The sequence below is a fragment of the Collinsella sp. LCP21S3_A9 genome (genome assembly GCF_052118785.1).
GTDB lineage: Bacteria > Actinomycetota > Coriobacteriia > Coriobacteriales > Coriobacteriaceae > Collinsella.
In genome coordinates this window covers 51,316-69,890 of sequence record NZ_JBQKGN010000009.1, presented here as the reverse complement: position 1 = coordinate 69,890, position 18,575 = coordinate 51,316, and the positions used below count along the sequence as shown (strand labels likewise).

14 protein-coding genes are annotated in these 18,575 nt (G+C 56.9%); 7 read left to right on the top strand and 7 right to left on the bottom strand.

Annotated features, from left to right (window positions below; translation table 11 throughout):
• Window positions 1–449 precede the first annotated feature (449 nt).
• The 5 genes from prfA to ACTQ05_RS05470 all read right to left on the bottom strand — a co-directional run bounded on the left by prfA (window position 450) and on the right by ACTQ05_RS05470 (window position 6,008).
• Window positions 450–1,517, bottom strand: a complete 1,068-nt coding sequence (gene prfA, locus ACTQ05_RS05490; protein WP_154518366.1) for a peptide chain release factor 1 — start codon at window positions 1,515–1,517, stop codon at window positions 450–452.
• A gap of 388 nt (window positions 1,518–1,905) precedes the next feature.
• The gene (locus ACTQ05_RS05485; RefSeq protein ID WP_441538257.1) at window positions 1,906–2,799 is read right to left on the bottom strand and encodes an aldose 1-epimerase family protein; all 894 of its coding nucleotides are present in this window, start codon (window positions 2,797–2,799) and stop codon (window positions 1,906–1,908) included.
• A gap of 114 nt (window positions 2,800–2,913) precedes the next feature.
• Window positions 2,914–3,780: a hypothetical protein gene (locus ACTQ05_RS05480; protein ID WP_154518349.1), complete on the bottom strand. Its 867-nt coding sequence runs from the start codon at window positions 3,778–3,780 to the stop codon at window positions 2,914–2,916.
• Window positions 3,781–3,905: 125 nt separating this feature from the next.
• A complete protein-coding gene (locus tag ACTQ05_RS05475) occupies window positions 3,906–5,222 on the bottom strand; it encodes an ATP-binding protein (RefSeq protein WP_441538255.1) in 1,317 nt (438 codons plus the stop codon).
• A gap of 138 nt (window positions 5,223–5,360) precedes the next feature.
• Window positions 5,361–6,008 (bottom strand): isopentenyl-diphosphate Delta-isomerase, encoded by a 648-nt coding sequence (locus ACTQ05_RS05470; protein WP_441063894.1) that lies wholly within the window; start codon window positions 6,006–6,008, stop codon window positions 5,361–5,363.
• A 707-nt stretch (window positions 6,009–6,715) separates the two neighbouring features.
• On the opposite strand from ACTQ05_RS05470, the gene ACTQ05_RS05465 reads away from it, so the two are divergent.
• The 3 genes from ACTQ05_RS05465 to ACTQ05_RS05455 are packed head-to-tail and all read left to right on the top strand — an operon-like array spanning window position 6,716 to window position 12,497.
• The gene (locus tag ACTQ05_RS05465; RefSeq protein WP_441538253.1) at window positions 6,716–9,799 is read left to right on the top strand and encodes a type I restriction endonuclease subunit R; all 3,084 of its coding nucleotides are present in this window, start codon (window positions 6,716–6,718) and stop codon (window positions 9,797–9,799) included.
• Between the two features lie 9 nt (window positions 9,800–9,808).
• The gene (locus tag ACTQ05_RS05460) at window positions 9,809–11,320 is read left to right on the top strand and encodes an N-6 DNA methylase (protein WP_441538251.1); all 1,512 of its coding nucleotides are present in this window, start codon (window positions 9,809–9,811) and stop codon (window positions 11,318–11,320) included.
• A complete protein-coding gene (locus ACTQ05_RS05455) occupies window positions 11,310–12,497 on the top strand; it encodes a restriction endonuclease subunit S (protein WP_441538249.1) in 1,188 nt (395 codons plus the stop codon). Before ACTQ05_RS05460 ends, ACTQ05_RS05455 begins: the two co-directional genes overlap by 11 nt.
• On the opposite strand, the gene ACTQ05_RS05450 is transcribed toward ACTQ05_RS05455, so the two are convergent.
• Together ACTQ05_RS05450 and xerA are read right to left on the bottom strand one after the other, a co-directional pair.
• Window positions 12,463–12,933 (bottom strand): restriction endonuclease subunit S, encoded by a 471-nt coding sequence (locus ACTQ05_RS05450; protein WP_441538248.1) that lies wholly within the window; start codon window positions 12,931–12,933, stop codon window positions 12,463–12,465. The two genes, ACTQ05_RS05455 and ACTQ05_RS05450, sit on opposite strands and share 35 nt — an antisense overlap.
• On the bottom strand, window positions 12,930–14,498 hold the full coding sequence (gene xerA, locus ACTQ05_RS05445; RefSeq protein WP_441538270.1) for a site-specific tyrosine recombinase/integron integrase: 1,569 nt from the start codon (window positions 14,496–14,498) through the stop codon (window positions 12,930–12,932). The genes ACTQ05_RS05450 and xerA overlap by 4 nt, the downstream gene beginning before the upstream one ends.
• Before the next feature lie 629 nt (window positions 14,499–15,127).
• On the opposite strand from xerA, the gene ACTQ05_RS05440 reads away from it, so the two are divergent.
• The 4 genes from ACTQ05_RS05440 (at window position 15,128) to ACTQ05_RS05425 (ending at window position 18,534) form a co-directional block, all read left to right on the top strand.
• Window positions 15,128–15,370 (top strand): hypothetical protein, encoded by a 243-nt coding sequence (locus tag ACTQ05_RS05440; RefSeq protein ID WP_441538246.1) that lies wholly within the window; start codon window positions 15,128–15,130, stop codon window positions 15,368–15,370.
• Between the two features lie 38 nt (window positions 15,371–15,408).
• Entirely contained in the window at window positions 15,409–15,765 is a 357-nt protein-coding gene (locus ACTQ05_RS05435) for a hypothetical protein (protein WP_204672427.1), read from the top strand.
• A 15-nt stretch (window positions 15,766–15,780) separates the two neighbouring features.
• A complete protein-coding gene (locus ACTQ05_RS05430; RefSeq protein WP_441538243.1) occupies window positions 15,781–17,175 on the top strand; it encodes an FtsK/SpoIIIE domain-containing protein in 1,395 nt (464 codons plus the stop codon).
• A 171-nt stretch (window positions 17,176–17,346) separates the two neighbouring features.
• Window positions 17,347–18,534, top strand: a complete 1,188-nt coding sequence (locus tag ACTQ05_RS05425; protein ID WP_441538241.1) for a Rep family protein — start codon at window positions 17,347–17,349, stop codon at window positions 18,532–18,534.
• Window positions 18,535–18,575 lie beyond the last annotated feature (41 nt).

Sequence of the window (18,575 nt, the reverse complement as noted above, 5' to 3'; positions counted from 1 at the left end):
GTTGCCCCAAAACTGACCAATATCTAACCAAGAACTTGCCAAATCACTTGACGTGCGACGCACCAAAAAGGGCCCCGCGACTTCTTGGACGATTTTTCGAGCAATATTTTCAATTGCAGATGAAGGCTGTTAATTACTTTGAGCAGGTAGGCAGCTTAATTTCCAACAAAGTAGATTAAATAAACTCGAAAAGTAATTTACCCAACCTAGTCATTTAAGAACGTCCCCAATGACTACCTCTGAGGCGCCGCAGGTTGAGCATAAGTCCCCAATGACTACCCGCCGCAGGTAGAGGACGGACAGCGAGCGACGTCCAGGGCGAACAATTTGTCATTCAAAAGGCAAGGCATAGACCTTCTGGTCATGCCTTGCCTTTTGAATGACAAATTGTCGCCCTGGGCGGCGCGCAGCGTCGGCCGGTCCGCCGTTCGGTAGAACGGCGGAACCTACTACACGGCCTGTGCCAGCTTCTCGGCACGCTCGGCGGCGGCAAGCGCCTCGATGACGGCACCGAGTTGGTCGCCCAGAAGGACGCCGTTGTAGGTGGAGTTGAAACCGATACGGTGGTCGGTCACGCGGTCCTGGGGCTGGTTGTAAGTACGGATCTTCTCGGAACGGTTTCCGTGGCCAATCTGGCTCTGGCGCTCGGCTCCGAGCTCGGCCTGCTGCTTCTCGAGTTCCATCTCGTACAGACGGGCACGCAGCATCTGCATGCAGACCTCGCGGTTTTGAATCTGGGAACGCTGCTCCTGCGACTGCACCACGGTATTGGTGGGCAGGTGGGTAATGCGCACGGCGGAGTAGGTGGTGTTAACGCACTGACCGCCAGGACCGGAGGCGCAGTAGGTATCGATGCGCAGGTCGGACTGGTTGATCTGAACGTCGATCTCCTCGGCCTCGGGAAGCACGGCGACAGTTGCCGTGGAGGTCTGGATGCGGCCCTGGGACTCGGTCTTGGGAACGCGCTGGACACGGTGCACGCCGGACTCGAACTTCATGACGGAGTAGACTCGGTCGCCCTCGACCTTGAACTCGATGGACTTAAAACCGCCGGCCTCGCTGGGGCTGGAGTCGAGCACGGTGGTCTTCCAGCCACGCGACTCGCAGAAGCGTTGGTACATCTTGTACAGGTCACCGGCGAAAATGGCCGCCTCGTCGCCACCTGCGGCGGAGCGGATCTCGACGATGGTGTTCTTGTCGTCATTGGGGTCACTCGGGATGAGCATGTACTTGATGTCTTCCTCGAGCTGGGGAAGCTTGTCCTCGTTCTCGGAGATGTCCATCTGGAGCATCTCCTTCTCGTCGGCATCGGTAGTGTCACGGAGCATTTCTTTGGCAGCCTCGATGTCGTCGAGCGCGCCGATGTACTCGCGCGCAGCGGCAATGAGGTCGGACTGGTGCGCGTACTCCTTGTTGAGACGCGTGAACTCCTTGATGTCGGAGGCGACGGCCGGGTCGGAAAGCTTCTTCTCGAGCTCCTCGTAGGCCTTGATGATCTTTTCGAGCTTGTCGCGCATGGCGGAACTCCTTTATATGCGTGAAGGTGAAAATCGGCGGAATTGATGGGGCGCATGGCGCCGTTGCGGGGTAAGCCCAGCTAGAACATGTCGATTTTCAGATACATGCGCATCCCTTCGCGTATAGGGTACATAGTTGCGGTCTAACCCATATATGATAGCGTGCGCAGGCAAACCTGCATATAACCCGCACGGAATGAGTGGACGTAGTCGTTGGGGACGTCGATGATTCGGCAATGCCAGCGAGCGCCACCCAGAGCGAACAGGTTGGCATGAAAAAGGCAAGGCATAGACCTTCTGGTCATGCCTTGCCTTTTGAATGACAAATTGTCGCTCTGGGTGGCGCGCAGCGTCGACCGGTCCGCCGTTCGTTAGAACGGCGGAACCTCTAGAGCAGCGTAACCTCGAAGGCGCGCTTGTCGGTGGCGCCGGGAGCCAAGGTGATGGTGTTGACCTTGTGCTCGAAGACGTCGTCCTCGGTGTCCATGGTGGTATGTCCGGTCCAAGGCTCGAGCGCCACGAACGGGGCGTCGTTGGCGGCAGACCACACGCCAATGTACTTAAAGCCCTCAAAGTCAATCTTGACGCCGTGGCCCGACTTGCGACTGCGCAGCGTGAGCGTGGAGCCCGGGGTATCGGTGAACATAATGGCGTCGTTGTCGAAGCTACGGTGTGTGATGGGCAGCACGTCCGAGTTATCGGGAGCCTTGTAGCTTCCCTCGAACGTCATAAGGCCATCGGGTGTGATGATGGGCGCCTCGTTAGTCCAAGCCTCGGTAAACGCCAGCTCGTAATCCTCGAACGCCTCGTCCTCGGCACCGGGAACGGGCACGTTAAATGCGGGGTGGCCGCCCACCGAAAACGGCAGGTCCACGTCGCCGGTGTTGGTGACGGCAAAGGTCTGCGTAAGAGTGGCGTCGCCAGTCAGGGCATAGGTCATGTTGAGCTTAAAGTGGAACGGGAAGGCCTTGAGCGACTCGGGCGTATCGGTAATCTCGTAGGTGACGGACGAACCGTCCTCCGACACCTCGACGATCTTGTGCTCCACGATACGCGCGATGCCGTGGCGCGCCATCTCGCAGCTGCCGGCCGCAGACGTCGCCGTGTTGTTGCGCAGCGAGCCCACAATGGGGAACAGGATGGGCGCATGCTTGCCCCAAAAAGCGGGATCGCCCTGCCACAGATACTCGTTGCCGTTGAGGGCAAGGCTCGTGAGCTGGGCGCCCATGGAATCGATGGCCGCGGTGAGGCCGCCGCGCCTGATGGTAGTGACGGTAGACATGCTACTTCCTCCAAAAGTAAACAATAGTGTCGAGGACTATTGTCCCACTCTTGGCGGCGGAACGGGACGGCAGGCGATTATTGAGTAGCCATAGCGGAAATGGGCGGCGAGCGCCTACTGGGTATCCACGTAAAGGTCAAACCCGCCCTGCGAGGTGGTGTCGACCGTATCGGGCGCCCGCGAGTTAAAGCTCGCGGGAACCATTCTTTTCGAGGCACGAAAACGCGTGCCGTCGGTGGCGACAGGTGGCTCATCGACCGTAAGTTCGTAGTCGCCGGGCTTGAGCTCGATACCGTCACCTTCGGAATTGACGTATTGGTGCTCGTCGATCGCTTGTCCCTTGAGCGTGCGGCCTACGATATGGATGAGCATCTGGCTGTCGCCGCGCGCGGTATCCCACGTCGCGCCGTCCTTGACCTCGACCGACACATGCACCGAGCGCGTACGGCTGAGCGATTGTTCGACGGAGATCTCGACCTTGGCGGCGTCTTGGCGCTGCTGCTCAACATGGCTCCAAACGCTGCCGATTGCCGAGCAGGCGATAACGCCGGCCATGAAGGCGATGAGGATGGGGCCGAGCGGAGAGCGCCGGCCCGCGCCTTCCTCGCGAGCCAGATCGGGGCGATGCGTGGGCGCAGGCGCCTGAGCGCCTTGCGCGGGCACGTCGAGAATGCTGAAGGATGCCGTGCTGTCGGGGTCGATAGTGTGACGCGGCTGCGGGGTCCTTGCCGGCGAGATGGACATGTCGGCCGGCTCACCCAGTGTGGCCGTGGCGTCGGCCTTTGCCTCGTCGGCCTCAGCCTGGGCCCAGGCCTGTTCAAAGGTTAGGGGTTCGGCCGAGTCGGAAGCGGCGTCCGTCTCGACGGCATCGTCGCCGCTCTCGTCCTCGTCGCTCGACACGTCATGCGGCGCGGGCTCGTCCCACTCCTCGTCCGGAACCTCGCCCTCGCTATACCACCATTCAAAGTTATCGATATCCATACGGGGCGCCCCTTAGGCCTCGCAAATAAACACTTGCTAGCCTTATACCCCCAGACGGCACGAGGGCTCGCACGGAATGCGAAAAGGACTGCTCCTTTGTCGCATCGAAACGGATCTGTTTACGTTTAGCCGCGGGTAATCTTATTTCTCAACAAGAAGTCGACTGCCCCCACGATTCTGATGCCATCGATGTCCGTTGGATGGTCGCCATCCCTGACAATCAGGATCTTCTCATACGAATCAGGAATTTTTCCTAGCGTGCTTAGCTTGAGCGGTCGCAGCTCGCGTTCCCTCGTCGCCTCGGCATCGATCCGTTCGGTAACCTGGATATATTTGCGGTCTGATCCCTCGCCGATTGCGACAAAGTCGATTTCCCCTGCGCGTAGATGGCCGCAAAACACTTCGTATCCTTCAAAGACAAGCTGGTTGTAGATGACGTTCTCGAGCATCCTTCCGCTATCGCTACCTCTATATCCGTCAAGATAGCTGCGAATTCCCGTATCAGCTATGTAATATTTACCGCCTGTCTTAAGAAGCTTCCGCCCCTTGATGTCATACCTTTTTACTTTGGTAAACAGGTACGTCTCTTCCAGAGCGTCAATATATGCCGACACCGTCGATGCGTTGGTCTTACCGCCCGCTGATTCGTTGAGCGTCCCTACGATTTTGTTGACCGAGGTTTGGTTGGAGATGTTGTCTGCCAGATACGCACAGAGCCGCTCGAGAACATCGCGCTTGGTGATAGCTCCGCGACCCCTACGCGTCACACGCGACAGGATATCGCGCGCGACGATCGTCTGGTAGAGGCTACGGATATAGTCGCGACACAGCTCACGTCTCGGCTCATCATGGGCCAGAAACGGCATGCCGCCATAGGTTATGTACTGCTCAAGCACGGTATTTGAATTAAGGCGATCGCCCGTCTTGGAAACAAGTTCGACCCTCTCACCAAGCCCTTCAGCGGCGACCGCATCAATCGAGCGAAAATCAAGATATTCGCCAAACGTGAGAGGCTGCATCTTGACCTCGACATATCGGCCCGAGATAAGCGTTGCGAGCTCGCTCGATAGCAAAAAGGCATTGGAGCCCGTGACATAGATATCGCACGGCAAATCCACTCGGAGCGAGTTGACCGCCTTTTCCCAACCTTCGACATTCTGGAGCTCGTCAAAGAACAGGTAGGGATGATCGATGCCGTCGATGCGCTCCCGAACCATACGATAAAACGTCAGATAATCCGTAATTCCCGCGTACTCTAGAGATTCCATCTTAAAGGTCAGCAAACGCTCGGCTGGCACCCCCTGTTGCGCCAGATAGTCCCTCATCATGTCCAATAACGTTGATTTGCCACAACGGCGTATGCCCGTCACGATTTTGATGAGGTCGGTATCCTGAAAAGCAATGAGTCGATCAAGATAACGGCTTCGGCGAACGATATCCATAGAGTCTCCCTAGCGCCCGACCAGACATGAAATCTTATAAACTTGCATTTTTTGCAAGTTTATAAGATGTTACCTTAGAAACTTGCAGAATTTGCAAGTTTATAAGGCATGGAATGTGACAAACGGACTGCCCCTTTGTCACATCGCGAGGGCAGCGCGAATGGAGGGGGCCTCGAGGGCCTCGCGGAGCCAAGGGGCCAGCTGCTCGGGGTGACCCTGCAGGTAGCCGTCGAGCTCGGACGGGGCCACGCGGCGCACCTCCGAAATCTCCTCTTGGTTGATATGCAGCTCGCCCGGCTCAACATGGGCAAGGTAGACCTCACACCATTCGCACTCGCAGCGACCGTCGCCGTGGTCCTCGCGGTACACCACGTGTCCGAGGTGCTCGAGCTGATCGGGCTCGCGCGTAATGCCAAGCTCTTCGTTAATGCGGCGCGCCGTGGCGGCCGCGACGTCTTCCCCGGGAAGCGGATGGCCGGCGCAGCTATCGGCCAGCACCCCGCCCCACAGGCGCTTGAGCGGACTGCGGCGACAGAGCAGCAGGCGCGCGTCTTCGCCCCGGCCCTCTACCAGAAGCGTCAGAAATGCCTGATGCAGAATACCCTCGCCGGCATGGGCCTCGATGCGGCCGGGCTCGGGACGCGGAATGGCCTGTGCCGTGGCGCCCAGGTGCGCGAACTCCGGCGAGCAGGCGTACACCGCCATACCTCGCGGCGTCACCGTCAGCTGGGCCATGAGCGCAAACTTGCCCTCGCCCACTGCAATCTTTGTCGTGTGCACACCCATGGGGTCCCCTGTCGCCCGCGATGTACCTGAGACCATCTTCGCCTGTATTGCGACTATACAGGCAAGCGCAGCCTGCGACAAAGGGACTGCCTCTTTGTCACATTAGCTTGGCGCTGCTCATGTGCCTGTTCTCGGTGTCATGCTTCACGCACTTGCTTTTCTCGAAATTCCCTCTCGAAACTAGCCGACTACCCCATCTACACCGTGCAAAAAGAAATCCGCTTGGGCAGCATGGACCTCGACAGCCGATTGATGTTCTATTACGTTTTCGAATTGATATTTGAGCGCTACTTCAAACTGGCCAAGAAATAAAACTTGGCATGCGCCCGGCTTCGACTCTTTAGCAGCCTTCTATATGAAAGGTATCGCCCTATGCAACGCGTACTGTTTATCTGCCACGGCAACATCTGCCCCAGGAGCTAGAACGCCTGACAAATGAGGGCTTATTGACAGCTTGAAAGATTCCGTACTCCAGTTTTACACCACGGGGAGTTTCGCAAACGATAGAGGGGCCGAGAGATGGAATTCTCGGCCCCTCTCTTCATCAAATGGCGCTGTTAATGAGTTCTCATCTTCTACGGAATCCATCGACCATTCGGCCCGTCTTCAGCCGCAAGGGCTCTGTCCAGTTCACCAAAATGACCGGTGATAGAATAATACCTGTTAATCGTCGTTGACGACATGATGAAGCCACCTAAGGTACCAGCATGAAGCACGCTTACATAGAATACGACTCATCGCGAATCAATGAAGACTGGTTCGAGCAGGTTGTCGTCGAACACCTCGTCGACAACCTCGGATACGAGCATCTTTATGGGCCGGACGTCCGCCGCTCCTCAGATGACTACCGTGATGTGTTCCTGCCCGACGTATTGCCCGACGCTCTGGCGCGAATCAACAAGGGGCTCCCCTCCGCCGCAATCGATGAGGCCATCCTCAAGATTTCGAACGTCGAGGGCGGTACGTTGGAGCAGCGCAACGAGACCTTCAACGACTATCTCCAGTCGGGCGTCGAGGTGCGCTACTTCGACGGCGAGCAGGACCGGGACGAGATCGTTCGCCTGCTTGACTTCGACGACCCCGGCAACAACGACTTCCATGTCGTAAACCAGTGGACGTTCGTCGAGTACTCCGAGAAGCGTCCTGACGTCATCGTGTTCGTCAACGGCATGCCACTCGTCATGTTCGAACTCAAGTCACCATCGCGCGAGGAGACGGATGCGTCTGACGCCTACAAGCAGCTCCGTCAGTACATGCGCCAGATCCCCGGCATGTTCGTCCCCAACGTCTTCTGCGTCATGAGTGACATGTCCGAGACACGGGTGGGCACCATCACGGCGGACGAGGACCGCTTCGTGGCCTGGAAATCCGTGGACGGGGACTACTCCGAGACCAAGGCCGCGACGTGGAAGACGATGCTCGACGGCATGCTTCCCAAGGAGCGGCTGCTCGACATAGTCCGCAACTTCGTGTGCTTCAACGACTCCAACGACAGGATTGTCAAGATCCTCGCCGCCTATCACCAGTACTTCGGCGTGCGCAAGGCCATCGAGCGGGCCACGAAGGCCGTCGAGGGCGACGGTAAGATCGGCGTGTTCTGGCACACACAGGGTTCCGGCAAGTCTCTCTCCATGGTCTTCTTCGCACACCTGCTCCAGAGCAGGCTCGACAGTCCGACCATCGTGGTCATCACGGACCGCAACGACCTCGACGACCAGCTCTACGGCCAGTTCGGGCGCTGCTCCGCGTTCCTCCGCCAGACACCGGTCCAGGCGGAGAGCCGCAAGGACCTTAAGGACCTGCTTGAGGGGCGCGAGGCAAACGGCATCATCTTCACCACCATGCAGAAGTTTACCGACGGCGATGAGCCCCTGTGCGACCGCAGCAACGTCATCGTAATGGTCGACGAGGCCCATCGCGGCCAGTACGGCCTCACCGAGAGGATGGACGCCTCCGGCAAGGTCAGCGTGGGCGCTGCCCGCGTGGTACGCAAGGCGCTTCCCAACGCCTCCTACATCGGGTTCACCGGCACACCCATCGCGCTGGAGGACCGTAACACCAGAGAGATATTCGGCGACTACATCGACGTCTATGACATGACCCAGTCGGTCGAGGACGAGTCGACGAAGCCCGTCTACTACGAGAGCCGCGTGGTGGCGCTCCACCTCGACGAGAACGCGCTCGGGCGCATCGATGACGCGTACCGCGAGTTCGCCAACCAAGCCGACGAGGCGACCGTGCAAAAGTCCAAGCACGACCTGGGCGGGCTGGACGCCATCTTCGATACTCCGGAGACCATCGATGCTCTGTGCAGAGACATCGTCGAGCACTACGAGGAGAACCGCGCCGACGTGCTGGCAGGCAAGGCGCTCATCGTGGCGTACAGCCGCCCCATCGCGATGAAGATCTACAAGCGAATCATGGAGCTGCGCCCCGGCTGGAAGGACAAGGTCGGCGTCGTGATGACGATGTCCAACCAGGACCCCGAGGAGTGGTTCGAGGTCTGCGGCGGCTCCAAGCACAAGAAGGACATGGAGCAGCGCTTCAAGAACGATGACGACCCGCTCAAGATCGCCATCGTCGTGGACATGTGGCTCACCGGCTTCGATGTGCCGAGTCTGTCCACCATGTACGTCTTCAAGCCCATGAAGGGCTATAACCTCATGCAGGCCATAGCCCGTGTGAACCGCGTCTGCCGAGGCAAGGAGGGCGGTCTGGTCGTCGACTACATCGGCATCGCCCGCGCCCTCAAGCAAGCCATGAAGGACTATACCAACCGCGACCAGTCAAACTACGGCAACATGGACGTCGCCGCGACGGCCTACCCAAAGTTCCTGGAGAAGCTCGACGTGTGCCGCGACCTCATGTACGGCTTCGACTACCGCAAGCTCATCTTCACAGACAAGAAGGCCGAGCTCGCGAGCGCCATCGCGGAGGGCGTCGACTGGCTGCTCGAACTCAAGCGGCAGGACGACACAGAGGAGTTCCTCAAGCAGTGCCAACTCATGAACCAGGCCCTCAGCCTGTGCAAGAGCCTGGTCTCGCACGAGGACCAGCACGAGGCGGCGTACCTCTCGGTCCTGCGCGTCCAGGTGCTGAGGCTCACGGGGCGCAAATCCGGGGGTTCGGGAGGCATGACCTACGCGGAGTTCAACAAGCAGGTGACCGAGATCCTGCAACAGACCGTCCATGCGGACGGGGTTCTCAACCTCTTCGACAACCAGGACGTCGAGATCTCCCTCTTCGACGAGGCGTTCCTCGCCGAGGTCACCAACATGAAGGAGAAGAACGTCGCCGTCGAGAGCCTGAAGCGCCTCATCAAGGAGCGCGTGCGGGCCTACCAGCGCACGAGCGTGGTCAAGGCCCAGAAGTTCAGCGACATGCTCCAGGGCACGCTCAACTCCTACCTCAACGGCATGCTCACCAACGCCGAAGTCATCGAGGAGCTCGTCAAGATGGCCAAGGACATGATGAGGGACAGGACCGACGCCGAGAAGCTCGGACTGAACGACGAGGAGATGGCCTTCTACGACGCCATAACCAAGCCCGAGGCGGTCAAGGACTTCTACGACAACGACCAGCTCGTGTCCATCACACGGGAGCTCACCGAGACCCTGCAGAGGAGCGCCACGATAGACTGGCAGAAGAAGGAGAGCGCCCGTGCGGGCATGCGCCGCGCGATCAAGCGCCTCCTGCGCAAGTACAAGTACCCGCCCGAGGGCGTCGACGACGCCATGGAGACGGTCATGGAGCAGTGCGAGCTCTGGGCCGACACGAAGATCTACGAATAGGAGCTGCGTATGGCACGCAAGAAGAAGGATAACACCGCCGAGATCGGCTTCGAGCAACAGATCTGGAGCGCTGCCGACAAGCTGCGCGGCAATATCGATGCCTCCGAGTACAAGAACGTCGTGCTCGGTCTCATCTTCCTCAAGTACATCTCCGACAAGTTCGACCAGCGCCACCAGGAGCTTGTCGACGAGGGAGAGGGCTTCGAGGAGGATCGCGACGAGTATACGGCGGAGAACATCTTCTTCGTGCCGGAAAGCGCCCGCTGGAAAACCATCGCCGCCGCCGCGCACACCCCCGAGGTGGGCAAGGTCATCGACGAGGCCATGCGCCAGATCGAGGCGGAGAACGACAAGCTCAAGAACATCCTCCCCAAGAACTTCGCCCGCCAGGAGCTGGACAAGCGCCGCCTGGGCGAGGTCGTGGACCTCTTCACCAACGTGCAGATGGCAGAGAAGGGCGACACGCGCGACATCCTGGGACGCACCTACGAGTACTGCCTCTCCAAGTTCGCGGAGGCAGAGGGCAAGAATGCGGGCGAGTTCTACACGCCCGCCTGCGTTGTCAGGACGCTCGTCGAGGTCATCGAGCCCTACCATGGTCGCGTCTACGATCCCTGCTGTGGTTCGGGCGGCATGTTCGTTCAGTCGGCGGAATTCGTGAAGCGCCACCAGGGCAACATCGACGACCTGTCGATCTACGGCCAGGAGAGCAACCCCACCACGTGGAAGATGGCAACCATGAACCTTGCCATCAGGGGCATCGATGCGGACCTGGGCAAGCAGAACGCCGACACGTTCTTCAACGACCTGCACCGCACGGAGAAGTTCGACTTCATCCTCGCCAACCCGCCCTTCAACCTCTCTGACTGGGGCGGCGACAAGCTCAAGGAGGACCCGCGCTGGGAATATGGCGTCCCGCCCGAGGGCAACGCGAACTTCGCTTGGGTCCAGCACATGGTGCACCACCTCAACCGTACCGGCCGCATGGGCATGGTACTCGCCAACGGCTCGCTCTCCAGCCAGACGAACAACGAGGGCGAGATCAGGGCACGACTCATTGAGGCAGACCTGATCGAGGGCATCATCGCCATGCCCGATAAGCTCTTCTACAGCACGGGTATCCCGGTGAGCCTGTGGATCATCACCAAGAAGAAGGTCCAGCCCGGAAAGACCTTGTTCATCGACGCCCGTAACATGGGCACCATGGTGTCACGCAAGCTCCGCGAGTTCACCGAGGAGGACATCGCCAAGGTCGCCGGGGCGTTCGACGCGTTCCGCAAGGGAACGCTCGAAGAGGAGAAGGGTTTCTCCGCCATTGCCTCCATCGAGGACATCAAGAAGCAGGACTACATCATTACGCCCGGTCGCTACGTTGGTATTCCCGATGCCGAGGACGACGGCGAACCCTTCGAGGAGAAGATGGCGCGGCTGACCGGTGAGATCGCCAAGTGCTTCGAAGATTCCAACCGCCTGCAGGAGCAGATCAAGAAGAATCTGGAGGCGATCGGATATGAGCTCTAGGGTCAAAATCGCGGATATCTGCACGAAGATTTGCTCTGGAGGAACACCGAAAAGCGGTGTTGCCGAATACTATGAGAACGGAAAGATCCCTTGGCTCAATACGGGCGAGATTAATTTCAATCGGATTCGCCACACCAATTCGTACATTACTGAGGCTGGGCTGGCAAACTCTTCAGCAAAATGGATTTCAAAAAACTCGATATCTATCGCTATGTATGGGGCAACAGCCGGAAAAGCGGCTATTGTTAAAATTCCGCTCACAACCAACCAGGCTTGCTGCAATCTTGAAGTTAACGAGAGCGCCGCAGATTATCGATTTGTCTACTATTGGCTTCAATACAACTATTCCAAATTAGCCAATCTTGCAAACGGTGGAGCCCAGCAGAACCTTAGCGCCAAGACGATAAAGGCACTTGAGATTGACTTGCCACCCATGCCGGTTCAACGCTCCGTAGCAGAGGTTCTTTCCCGGCTTGATGACAAAGTTGAACTCAACAATCGTCTAAATGATTATTTAGCTAAGCTGCTCGACGCGCTATTTACCAAGGCGCTCGAAGATGTCGATGGCTGGGAAGAAGCAACTCTACTTGATATTGCAAACTATAAAAACGGTCTCGCAATGCAGAAGTTCCGCCCAGAGGGCAATGACCCAGGCTTGCCGGTCCTGAAAATCAAGGAACTTGGTCAGGGCTCCTGTGAATCCGATGCCGAAAGGTGCCGCAGCGATATCGATGAGTCTGTTCGTATTTACGACGGTGACCTCGTATTCTCCTGGTCGGGAACACTCTTGCTCGATTTCTGGGCCGGTGGAGACGCAGGTCTCAATCAGCATCTTTTCAAGGTGACATCGGAGAGGTATCCGAGTTGGTTTGTCTATATGTGGACCAAATACCACATGCGCAAGTTCATCGCCCTGGCAAAAGATCGAGCAACGACAATGGGCCATATCAAGCGCTCTGCATTGGCCGAAGCTGAGGTGTTAATCCCACCTGCAGATGTCTTGGGCAAGCTGACTGAACAAATGCAGCCTGTTGTTGATCAAATGATTGGGCTCAAGGTTGAGGCGCGCAAGCTTGGCGAGCTTCGTGACGTACTTCTGCCCAAGCTCATGTCTGGCGAAATCGACGTCTCGAAGGTCGACCTTACGCCGCTAAATAATCATTTGTGCGCTGGTTGAGACTAATCTTTTTATCGAGATCGCCCAATAGCTTAGCGGATCGATTCTGCACGGAAAGACTGGGAAGTTCGACAATCTGCCTAGCCAACATCCTGACTGACAGGCCTGGCTGGGCAGATTGAGCTGAAAGTCGTCCAAGATTCATTATTGATAGAAGGTAGGCAAGATATCTCGTATTGTGATTGCTATTTGCCTGAACAACGACGGCGTGCTCTGTCATGTACGCTTTCCCCGAAAAGTAGCGCACGTTGCCACAAGCAGCTCCTTGTCTTCCTACGACCGCACATTCGCCTTCAAAGTTGAAGGTACTTGTATATCCTCGAATGCCGTTTCCCCCTATAACGGGAAACTCGCCGGTCTGTTTTATCCTTGAAGCAGATATTCCTTTTCCACTTTTTATCCGAGAGCACACTTCGTTCAGCTGATATGAAATCATTCCAAGTACCTTCTATGTGATGCTTTCACGTTGTTCTGGTTCACCATCGCGTAATGCATGGTGGTGTCTATTCTCGCATGCCCGAGAAGCTTTTGCACTTGTTCAATGGGCATGCCCTTATCAATTGCGTGTGTAGCGAGCGTCCTGCGGAACTTGTGGGGGTATACGCGTTCGACTCCGCTACGTTTGCCGAGCTCTCTTAGACGTGCCTCGACTGTCCCTATGCTCAATCTCGAGGCTCTTCCGCAAAGGGACACAAACAAGGCAGGACAATCGTCTTTTCTGCTATCAAGATAAGCTTGCAGATGAAGTTTTGCTCTGGCATCAAAGTAAACTGGCCGCTGCTTATTCCCTTTACCAGTGACAATGCACTCTCGCTCTTGAAGGTTGACGTCGGCTACGTTGAGCCCAACAAGCTCCCCAACACGCATGCCGGTGGTGGCGAGCAAATCGACCAGCGCAAGATCACGTATAGAAGAGCATGCGTCGCGAATGTTCTCTAAATCCTCGTCCTGTAGAATCTCTTTCGCTCTTGTTGCTGTTTTCACCCGTTTTATCCTTCTGACAGGACTCTTAACAATGTAATCTTCGTCTTCCAGCCAAGAGAAAAAGCTTGAGAGAATGCGACGGATGTTATCTATAGTGACTTTACTAGCCCCTCTGCTGCGCTCATATTCATTGAGGTACCGGCGCAGGTCGTCGCTCTCGATTAGTACGTATGGCTTTGCCACTGTCGCCGACATGGCCGCTATCGTGCTTTCGTAGTATGAAATTGTGCGTGGAGAGCAACCTTCAACTTTCTTTGCTGTGATGAAGAGGGATAGCAGCTCGGAATCGTCCTTCGGCATTGGGTTGAGCTCTTCTCGTAGTACTCCGACAAGTCGTTGTAGCTGGCTACTTGAGAGGACTGTTCTCATCCGCTTCATGATGTTGTTGATTGCTGATTCCATCTGAATTCCCTTCTTCGGAGGCGATGGAATCATTTTCTCGAAGTTACAAGCTGGACGAGAAAAATGATTATTTGGCTGCATAGGCACTTCGACTTGCGAGACGTCTATTTCGCCGGACATGAGTTTGGGAAGTATGGAGTCTCTTAGCGCCTCGAGCGCTTTGTTTTCTTCAACGTTTTGACGATACATCTCAAACAAGTCGTTCAAATTGTAGATCTCATCTGGGCTAGGCATTGTAAGCCGCAAGTTCTTCAGATTCCTCTGGCTAATCTTCATCTGTACAGCGCCGGTGACAATGTGTTTGATAGCTGTCCTGGAGAGCGCAATGTATATCGCCTCGAGTGAATAGATTGAGGAAGCCTTGAGAATGTGGGCATGGTTGTTTACCCAGTACTTGCCCCATACATACTGAAGAATAGGTTTGCCGTCGTCGCTGATAACGGTTCCATCTTCTCCTAGTAGTATGCGAATCCCATCAAACAGATAATCGTCCACGTAATCCATGATGGCAGTCGCACCGTAATAGGGATATGGACCTTTGCGCTGCGCTCGATCTCGACTATTCAGTGGAATACGTTTTGAGTCTTCCAGGTCGACAATATCGCCGAGTGACACCTCTGTGTGGGATTTGTCTAGCGCATGCTCAAAAAGAGCGGTAGCCAACTCAAGTAAATAATCATTTGCCGCTCAGAGCAATAGAGATGCCAGATCTGAACGATATTGGATTTTGAGATTCCTGGTCTTCTCCGAGAGAAGGTTGAGACGAAACGAGAGGCGCACAGCATCTCGATTCATCTGATTGATTGTGTGTTGCTTAACCTTGATGCCTCCAGGCATTCAATCCAATACGGTCCCGAGTTACAGCGACTAATTGGCAAAGAGCGCCGATTAAATAAATCCGCCACCTTATAGAGGGCTCTCCAACTTATCCATTTCACATTTTGTTCACAATCAGACGGAGGGAATCTTCTCATAAACGAGGGGAAGTCCTTGCGTTCTCCCAAAAGACAAAAGATGCCTTCTACCTGGTCTTTTATTAGGGTATAGTGGCAGCAGCAAAGGAAATTGCAATCTGTAAGTTCCTCTGCAGACATTGTCCATTGACCGTTTCCGGTGCGAGATGCGCCTAGGCGCTGACAGAGTGATTATCCCGGATTAAATCAAGGCAATGCGACGGAATGATCTGTCCTTCGTCGCCAATCCTCCGATCGGTTCAAAGAAGAACTTGAAAGGAGGTGAGTTGCGTGGATAAGTGCATCGATTACTACTTCGACATCCGTGATATGGGCACCATCCTTCTTGAAGAAGGCGCATATGATGCCCTGCGCAAGGATTGCCATCTGCTCGGGAGCACCACTGCCCGTGTTGAGCGATACCTTAGCGGCAGCACACAGGACGATTTGGAGCTTCAAATCGGCCCGCTCAAGCTCAGGGTTCGCGGCTTCGATGAAGCAGGGTATCTCCACTCAGCGTTAATGGACGTCTAATCGCACATGTAGCAACTCCAATGGAAAGGAGGCTTCTCATGAAGAAGCTTTCGCAGTTCAACGTTTTCGATTTCGAGGCATTTTCTAAGGGCAAGCTCTATCTTTGCACGGGTCAGTCCGAGTGGAAGGACTACAACACGGGCGAGCACCTTGGGACCAAGGTCGAGGTCGTAATCTACCGTGACGACACTGCGTACGTCCAGAAGGAGGGCGAGTCTGTAAGCAACCGCTTCGAGAAGCTCACCTTCAAGGTGAAAAAGGATGTTGAGGTTCCCACCGAGGCCATCATCGAGCCGGTGGACGCGGTCGCCACCATCTACGGCGATTACCGCAACCAGCTCTCGGTCAAGTGCGCGGATATCAAGGTCCTTCGCACCAAGAGCCAGAACGGGTAAGGCAGGCGGTGCGGCATGCTGTACTTCAGCAAAGACGCGCCCCGCCTCGCATTCGCGGCCCCCAGCGTCCAGCTAGCGGCGCTGGGGGTCGCCCTTTTCCTGTCGGGACTTGGGGCGCAGGGGCTTGCGCTTGCCCTAGAATCCATTCCTCCCAACTTGCTTGATGATCCCAGAGCGCTCATCGAAATCAGCTCTGCTTTCCGGAACGTTGGGGCCGCTCTCCTTGCATCCGCGTTCCTGACTGCTGTGCTCGCGCTTATCATCTGCTGGAAAGCGACCGACGCCCAGCGAATGCGGATCATGGTACGCAGGGGGCTCTTCGACTACTCAATGGGTAACCCGCTTCACCTCAAGGAAGGCGAGCGACTGCCGTCCGTTCGCTGCAGGAGGACGGAACTAGGATCATATGAGATCGTTGTCGGGATCGCTGCTTCACGGGTTGAAGACATCTCGAATATCTCGTCGAGCATCAGCGCGAGCCTTTCCAGCCGCTTCGAGGGTCTCGCCGTTACCCAGACGGACATCGACGTGGCATTCAACTCTGTAACATTCACCGTTGAGGACGTGACCATCGACCGAAGCTTGTATTGCGATAGCGTGGAAGACCTTCGCTCCGGCAGACCTCACATCCTCGTCGTCCAAAGGGGCGCTTCCATCGATCTCTCGACGTCTGGGTCCATGCTGGTCGCAGGCAAGACAAGGAGCGGGAAGACCACGGGCATCATCGCGCTCCTTCTCCAAGCCCTTCATGCCGGGCCCGATGACCATGGTTCCCGCGTAACGATCATCGACCCGAAGAGGGCGGAGCTTTCGCAGCTTCCCCATGTGGTAACGCTCGACGCAGACGGGGGCGGGCGCGCCGTCCTCGACGCTCTCCGCGACTTCGCCGATTCCGTGACAGAGCGGCAGGCATACCTCAACACGCTGGCTCGAGAACGGGGCGACGCCGTCAAGTGGTGGGACGCAGGCCTCCATGTCTCCCTGCTCTTCATCGATGAGTACGTCAGCGCTCGGACGATATTCCCGCCGCGTGCGTCCAAGGATGACCCAGACTACTGCCTTGCGACGTTCGACAACCTAGTCAAGCGCATCGTGACGATGGGGGCGAGCGCGGGTTGCTACGTGATCATCAGCATCGCGGAGGCGTCTGTCGAAAGCGGCGGCTTGCCCGCCATGCTCCGAAGCGCGATGAGCACGAAGGTGCTGTTCAGACCGACGCTCCCCGAGGCCCGCCTCATGTGGGACGCCGAGAAGGTGAAGGACATGCCTGCTCGCACGTATGGCCCGGGTGACGCCTGGTTCTCAAGCACGGACGGCATCCACGACCGCGTTTCCTTCGTTCACTTTCCGGTGATGCGCTTTCCCGTGTATGGGGAAATGGGCCGTCTCCTGAATCTGTACTACTCGTAACCGCCAATGCTCCCCGCCGAGCGTAGCGAGGCGGGGAGCACGTTCTTTGTTCCATCCAGTCGTTTCTATTCATTTATGCCGTGGGCCGGGCTTGTTATGGCCCACGGCACCCGATAAGAGGTGCCAAAACCACCCCGCAAAGCCCTCGATTATGAAAGGAGTGCCGGAACAATGCCAAAGCGCACCTCAATACCGAAGAGCCGCACCCTCATGTATACGCAGCAGCTATCGCATTTGCCCTTCAGCGACGTCGATTCCCTCTACGAGGCCGTCGAGAGCAGGCTCGGCCCGAGGCGCTATGCGGGCATCATCCACGACCATGACATGAAGGACAACGGCTCGCCTGTTGCAGACCACGTCCATGTGATGATGTCGTTCAGCAACCCGCGCTCCCCCTCAAACGTCGCGAAGCTCTTGGGCGATAAGCCGCAGAGCATCGAAGTCTGGACGGGGAAGACCGCGGAAAAGAACGGCTTCTCCTACCTCTGTCACCGGACCGCTGGCGCACGAGGAAAGTTTCAATACCCACTCGATGCCGTCCGTGCGAACTTCGACTACGTCAAGGAGATGGAGAGCATCGAGGCCGACGTCATCCGCTCCACCAGTCATTCGAACATCAAGGTGCTCCTCGACGCGCTTCTTGACGGCTCCATCGACAGGGAAGCGCTTATCTCGCAACTCTCGGGTTCGGAATACGCCCGCGCGCGGAAGCAGATCGATGATGTATACGCCCGCAGGCTTCAGGTGCAGGCGGCGGAATGGCGAAAGCGGATGCTCGAAGAGGGCAGGGAGATCACCACCATCTGGATCTTCGGCCCACCCGGCGCAGGGAAGACGTCGCTTGCAAAGAAGTATGCGGAAGAACATGGCACAGGCTACTTCGTGTCCGGCTCCACGCGCGACATCTTCCAGGGATATACGGGGCAGCACACCGTCATCCTCGATGAGCTGCGACCGAAGTCTATCGGGTACGCCGACCTCCTTCGCATCACGGATCCGCATGCGCTGGAACATGAGGTCATGGCTCCCGCTCGCTATTTCGATAAGGCGCTTGCAGTCGAGCTCATCATCGTCACCAGCCCCTACGACCCCCTGCAGTTTTACAGCGAGCAGGTCGGCGGCATGCGCTCCCTGCGCAGCTATGACGTGGTCGACGGCTTCGGACAGCTTGAGCGCCGTCTGGGTCTCGTGGTCGAGATGCAGCAGAAGGAGATTTGCGAATCACGCTTTGACGCAAAGCTGGGTAGCTATTGGCCCGTCAAGGGTTCCGAGCGCCCGAACCCGTTTTCCAGCTTCGGGCGCGGCGCTCAACCCCCAAACCGCAACAGCGAACAGCTCTACGAATCGCTGCTGGGTTAGGAACCTGGCATTTCAACCGCCTCGCTACGGTAGAATGGGCC

Bases quoted from the DNA above. Each gene is read 5' to 3' on its own strand.
- prfA (WP_154518366.1), bottom strand. From the start codon at position 1,517: ATGCGCGACAAGCTCGAAAAGATCATCAAGGCCTACGAGGAGCTCGAG.
- ACTQ05_RS05485 (WP_441538257.1), bottom strand. From the start codon at position 2,799: ATGTCTACCGTCACTACCATCAGGCGCGGCGGCCTCACCGCGGCCATC.
- ACTQ05_RS05480 (WP_154518349.1), bottom strand. From the start codon at position 3,780: ATGGATATCGATAACTTTGAATGGTGGTATAGCGAGGGCGAGGTTCCG.
- ACTQ05_RS05475 (WP_441538255.1), bottom strand. From the start codon at position 5,222: ATGGATATCGTTCGCCGAAGCCGTTATCTTGATCGACTCATTGCTTTT.
- ACTQ05_RS05470 (WP_441063894.1), bottom strand. From the start codon at position 6,008: ATGGGTGTGCACACGACAAAGATTGCAGTGGGCGAGGGCAAGTTTGCG.
- ACTQ05_RS05465 (WP_441538253.1), top strand. From the start codon at position 6,716: ATGAAGCACGCTTACATAGAATACGACTCATCGCGAATCAATGAAGAC.
- ACTQ05_RS05460 (WP_441538251.1), top strand. From the start codon at position 9,809: ATGGCACGCAAGAAGAAGGATAACACCGCCGAGATCGGCTTCGAGCAA.
- ACTQ05_RS05455 (WP_441538249.1), top strand. From the start codon at position 11,310: ATGAGCTCTAGGGTCAAAATCGCGGATATCTGCACGAAGATTTGCTCT.
- ACTQ05_RS05450 (WP_441538248.1), bottom strand. From the start codon at position 12,933: ATGATTTCATATCAGCTGAACGAAGTGTGCTCTCGGATAAAAAGTGGA.
- ACTQ05_RS05435 (WP_204672427.1), top strand. From the start codon at position 15,409: ATGAAGAAGCTTTCGCAGTTCAACGTTTTCGATTTCGAGGCATTTTCT.
- ACTQ05_RS05430 (WP_441538243.1), top strand. From the start codon at position 15,781: ATGCTGTACTTCAGCAAAGACGCGCCCCGCCTCGCATTCGCGGCCCCC.
- ACTQ05_RS05425 (WP_441538241.1), top strand. From the start codon at position 17,347: ATGCCAAAGCGCACCTCAATACCGAAGAGCCGCACCCTCATGTATACG.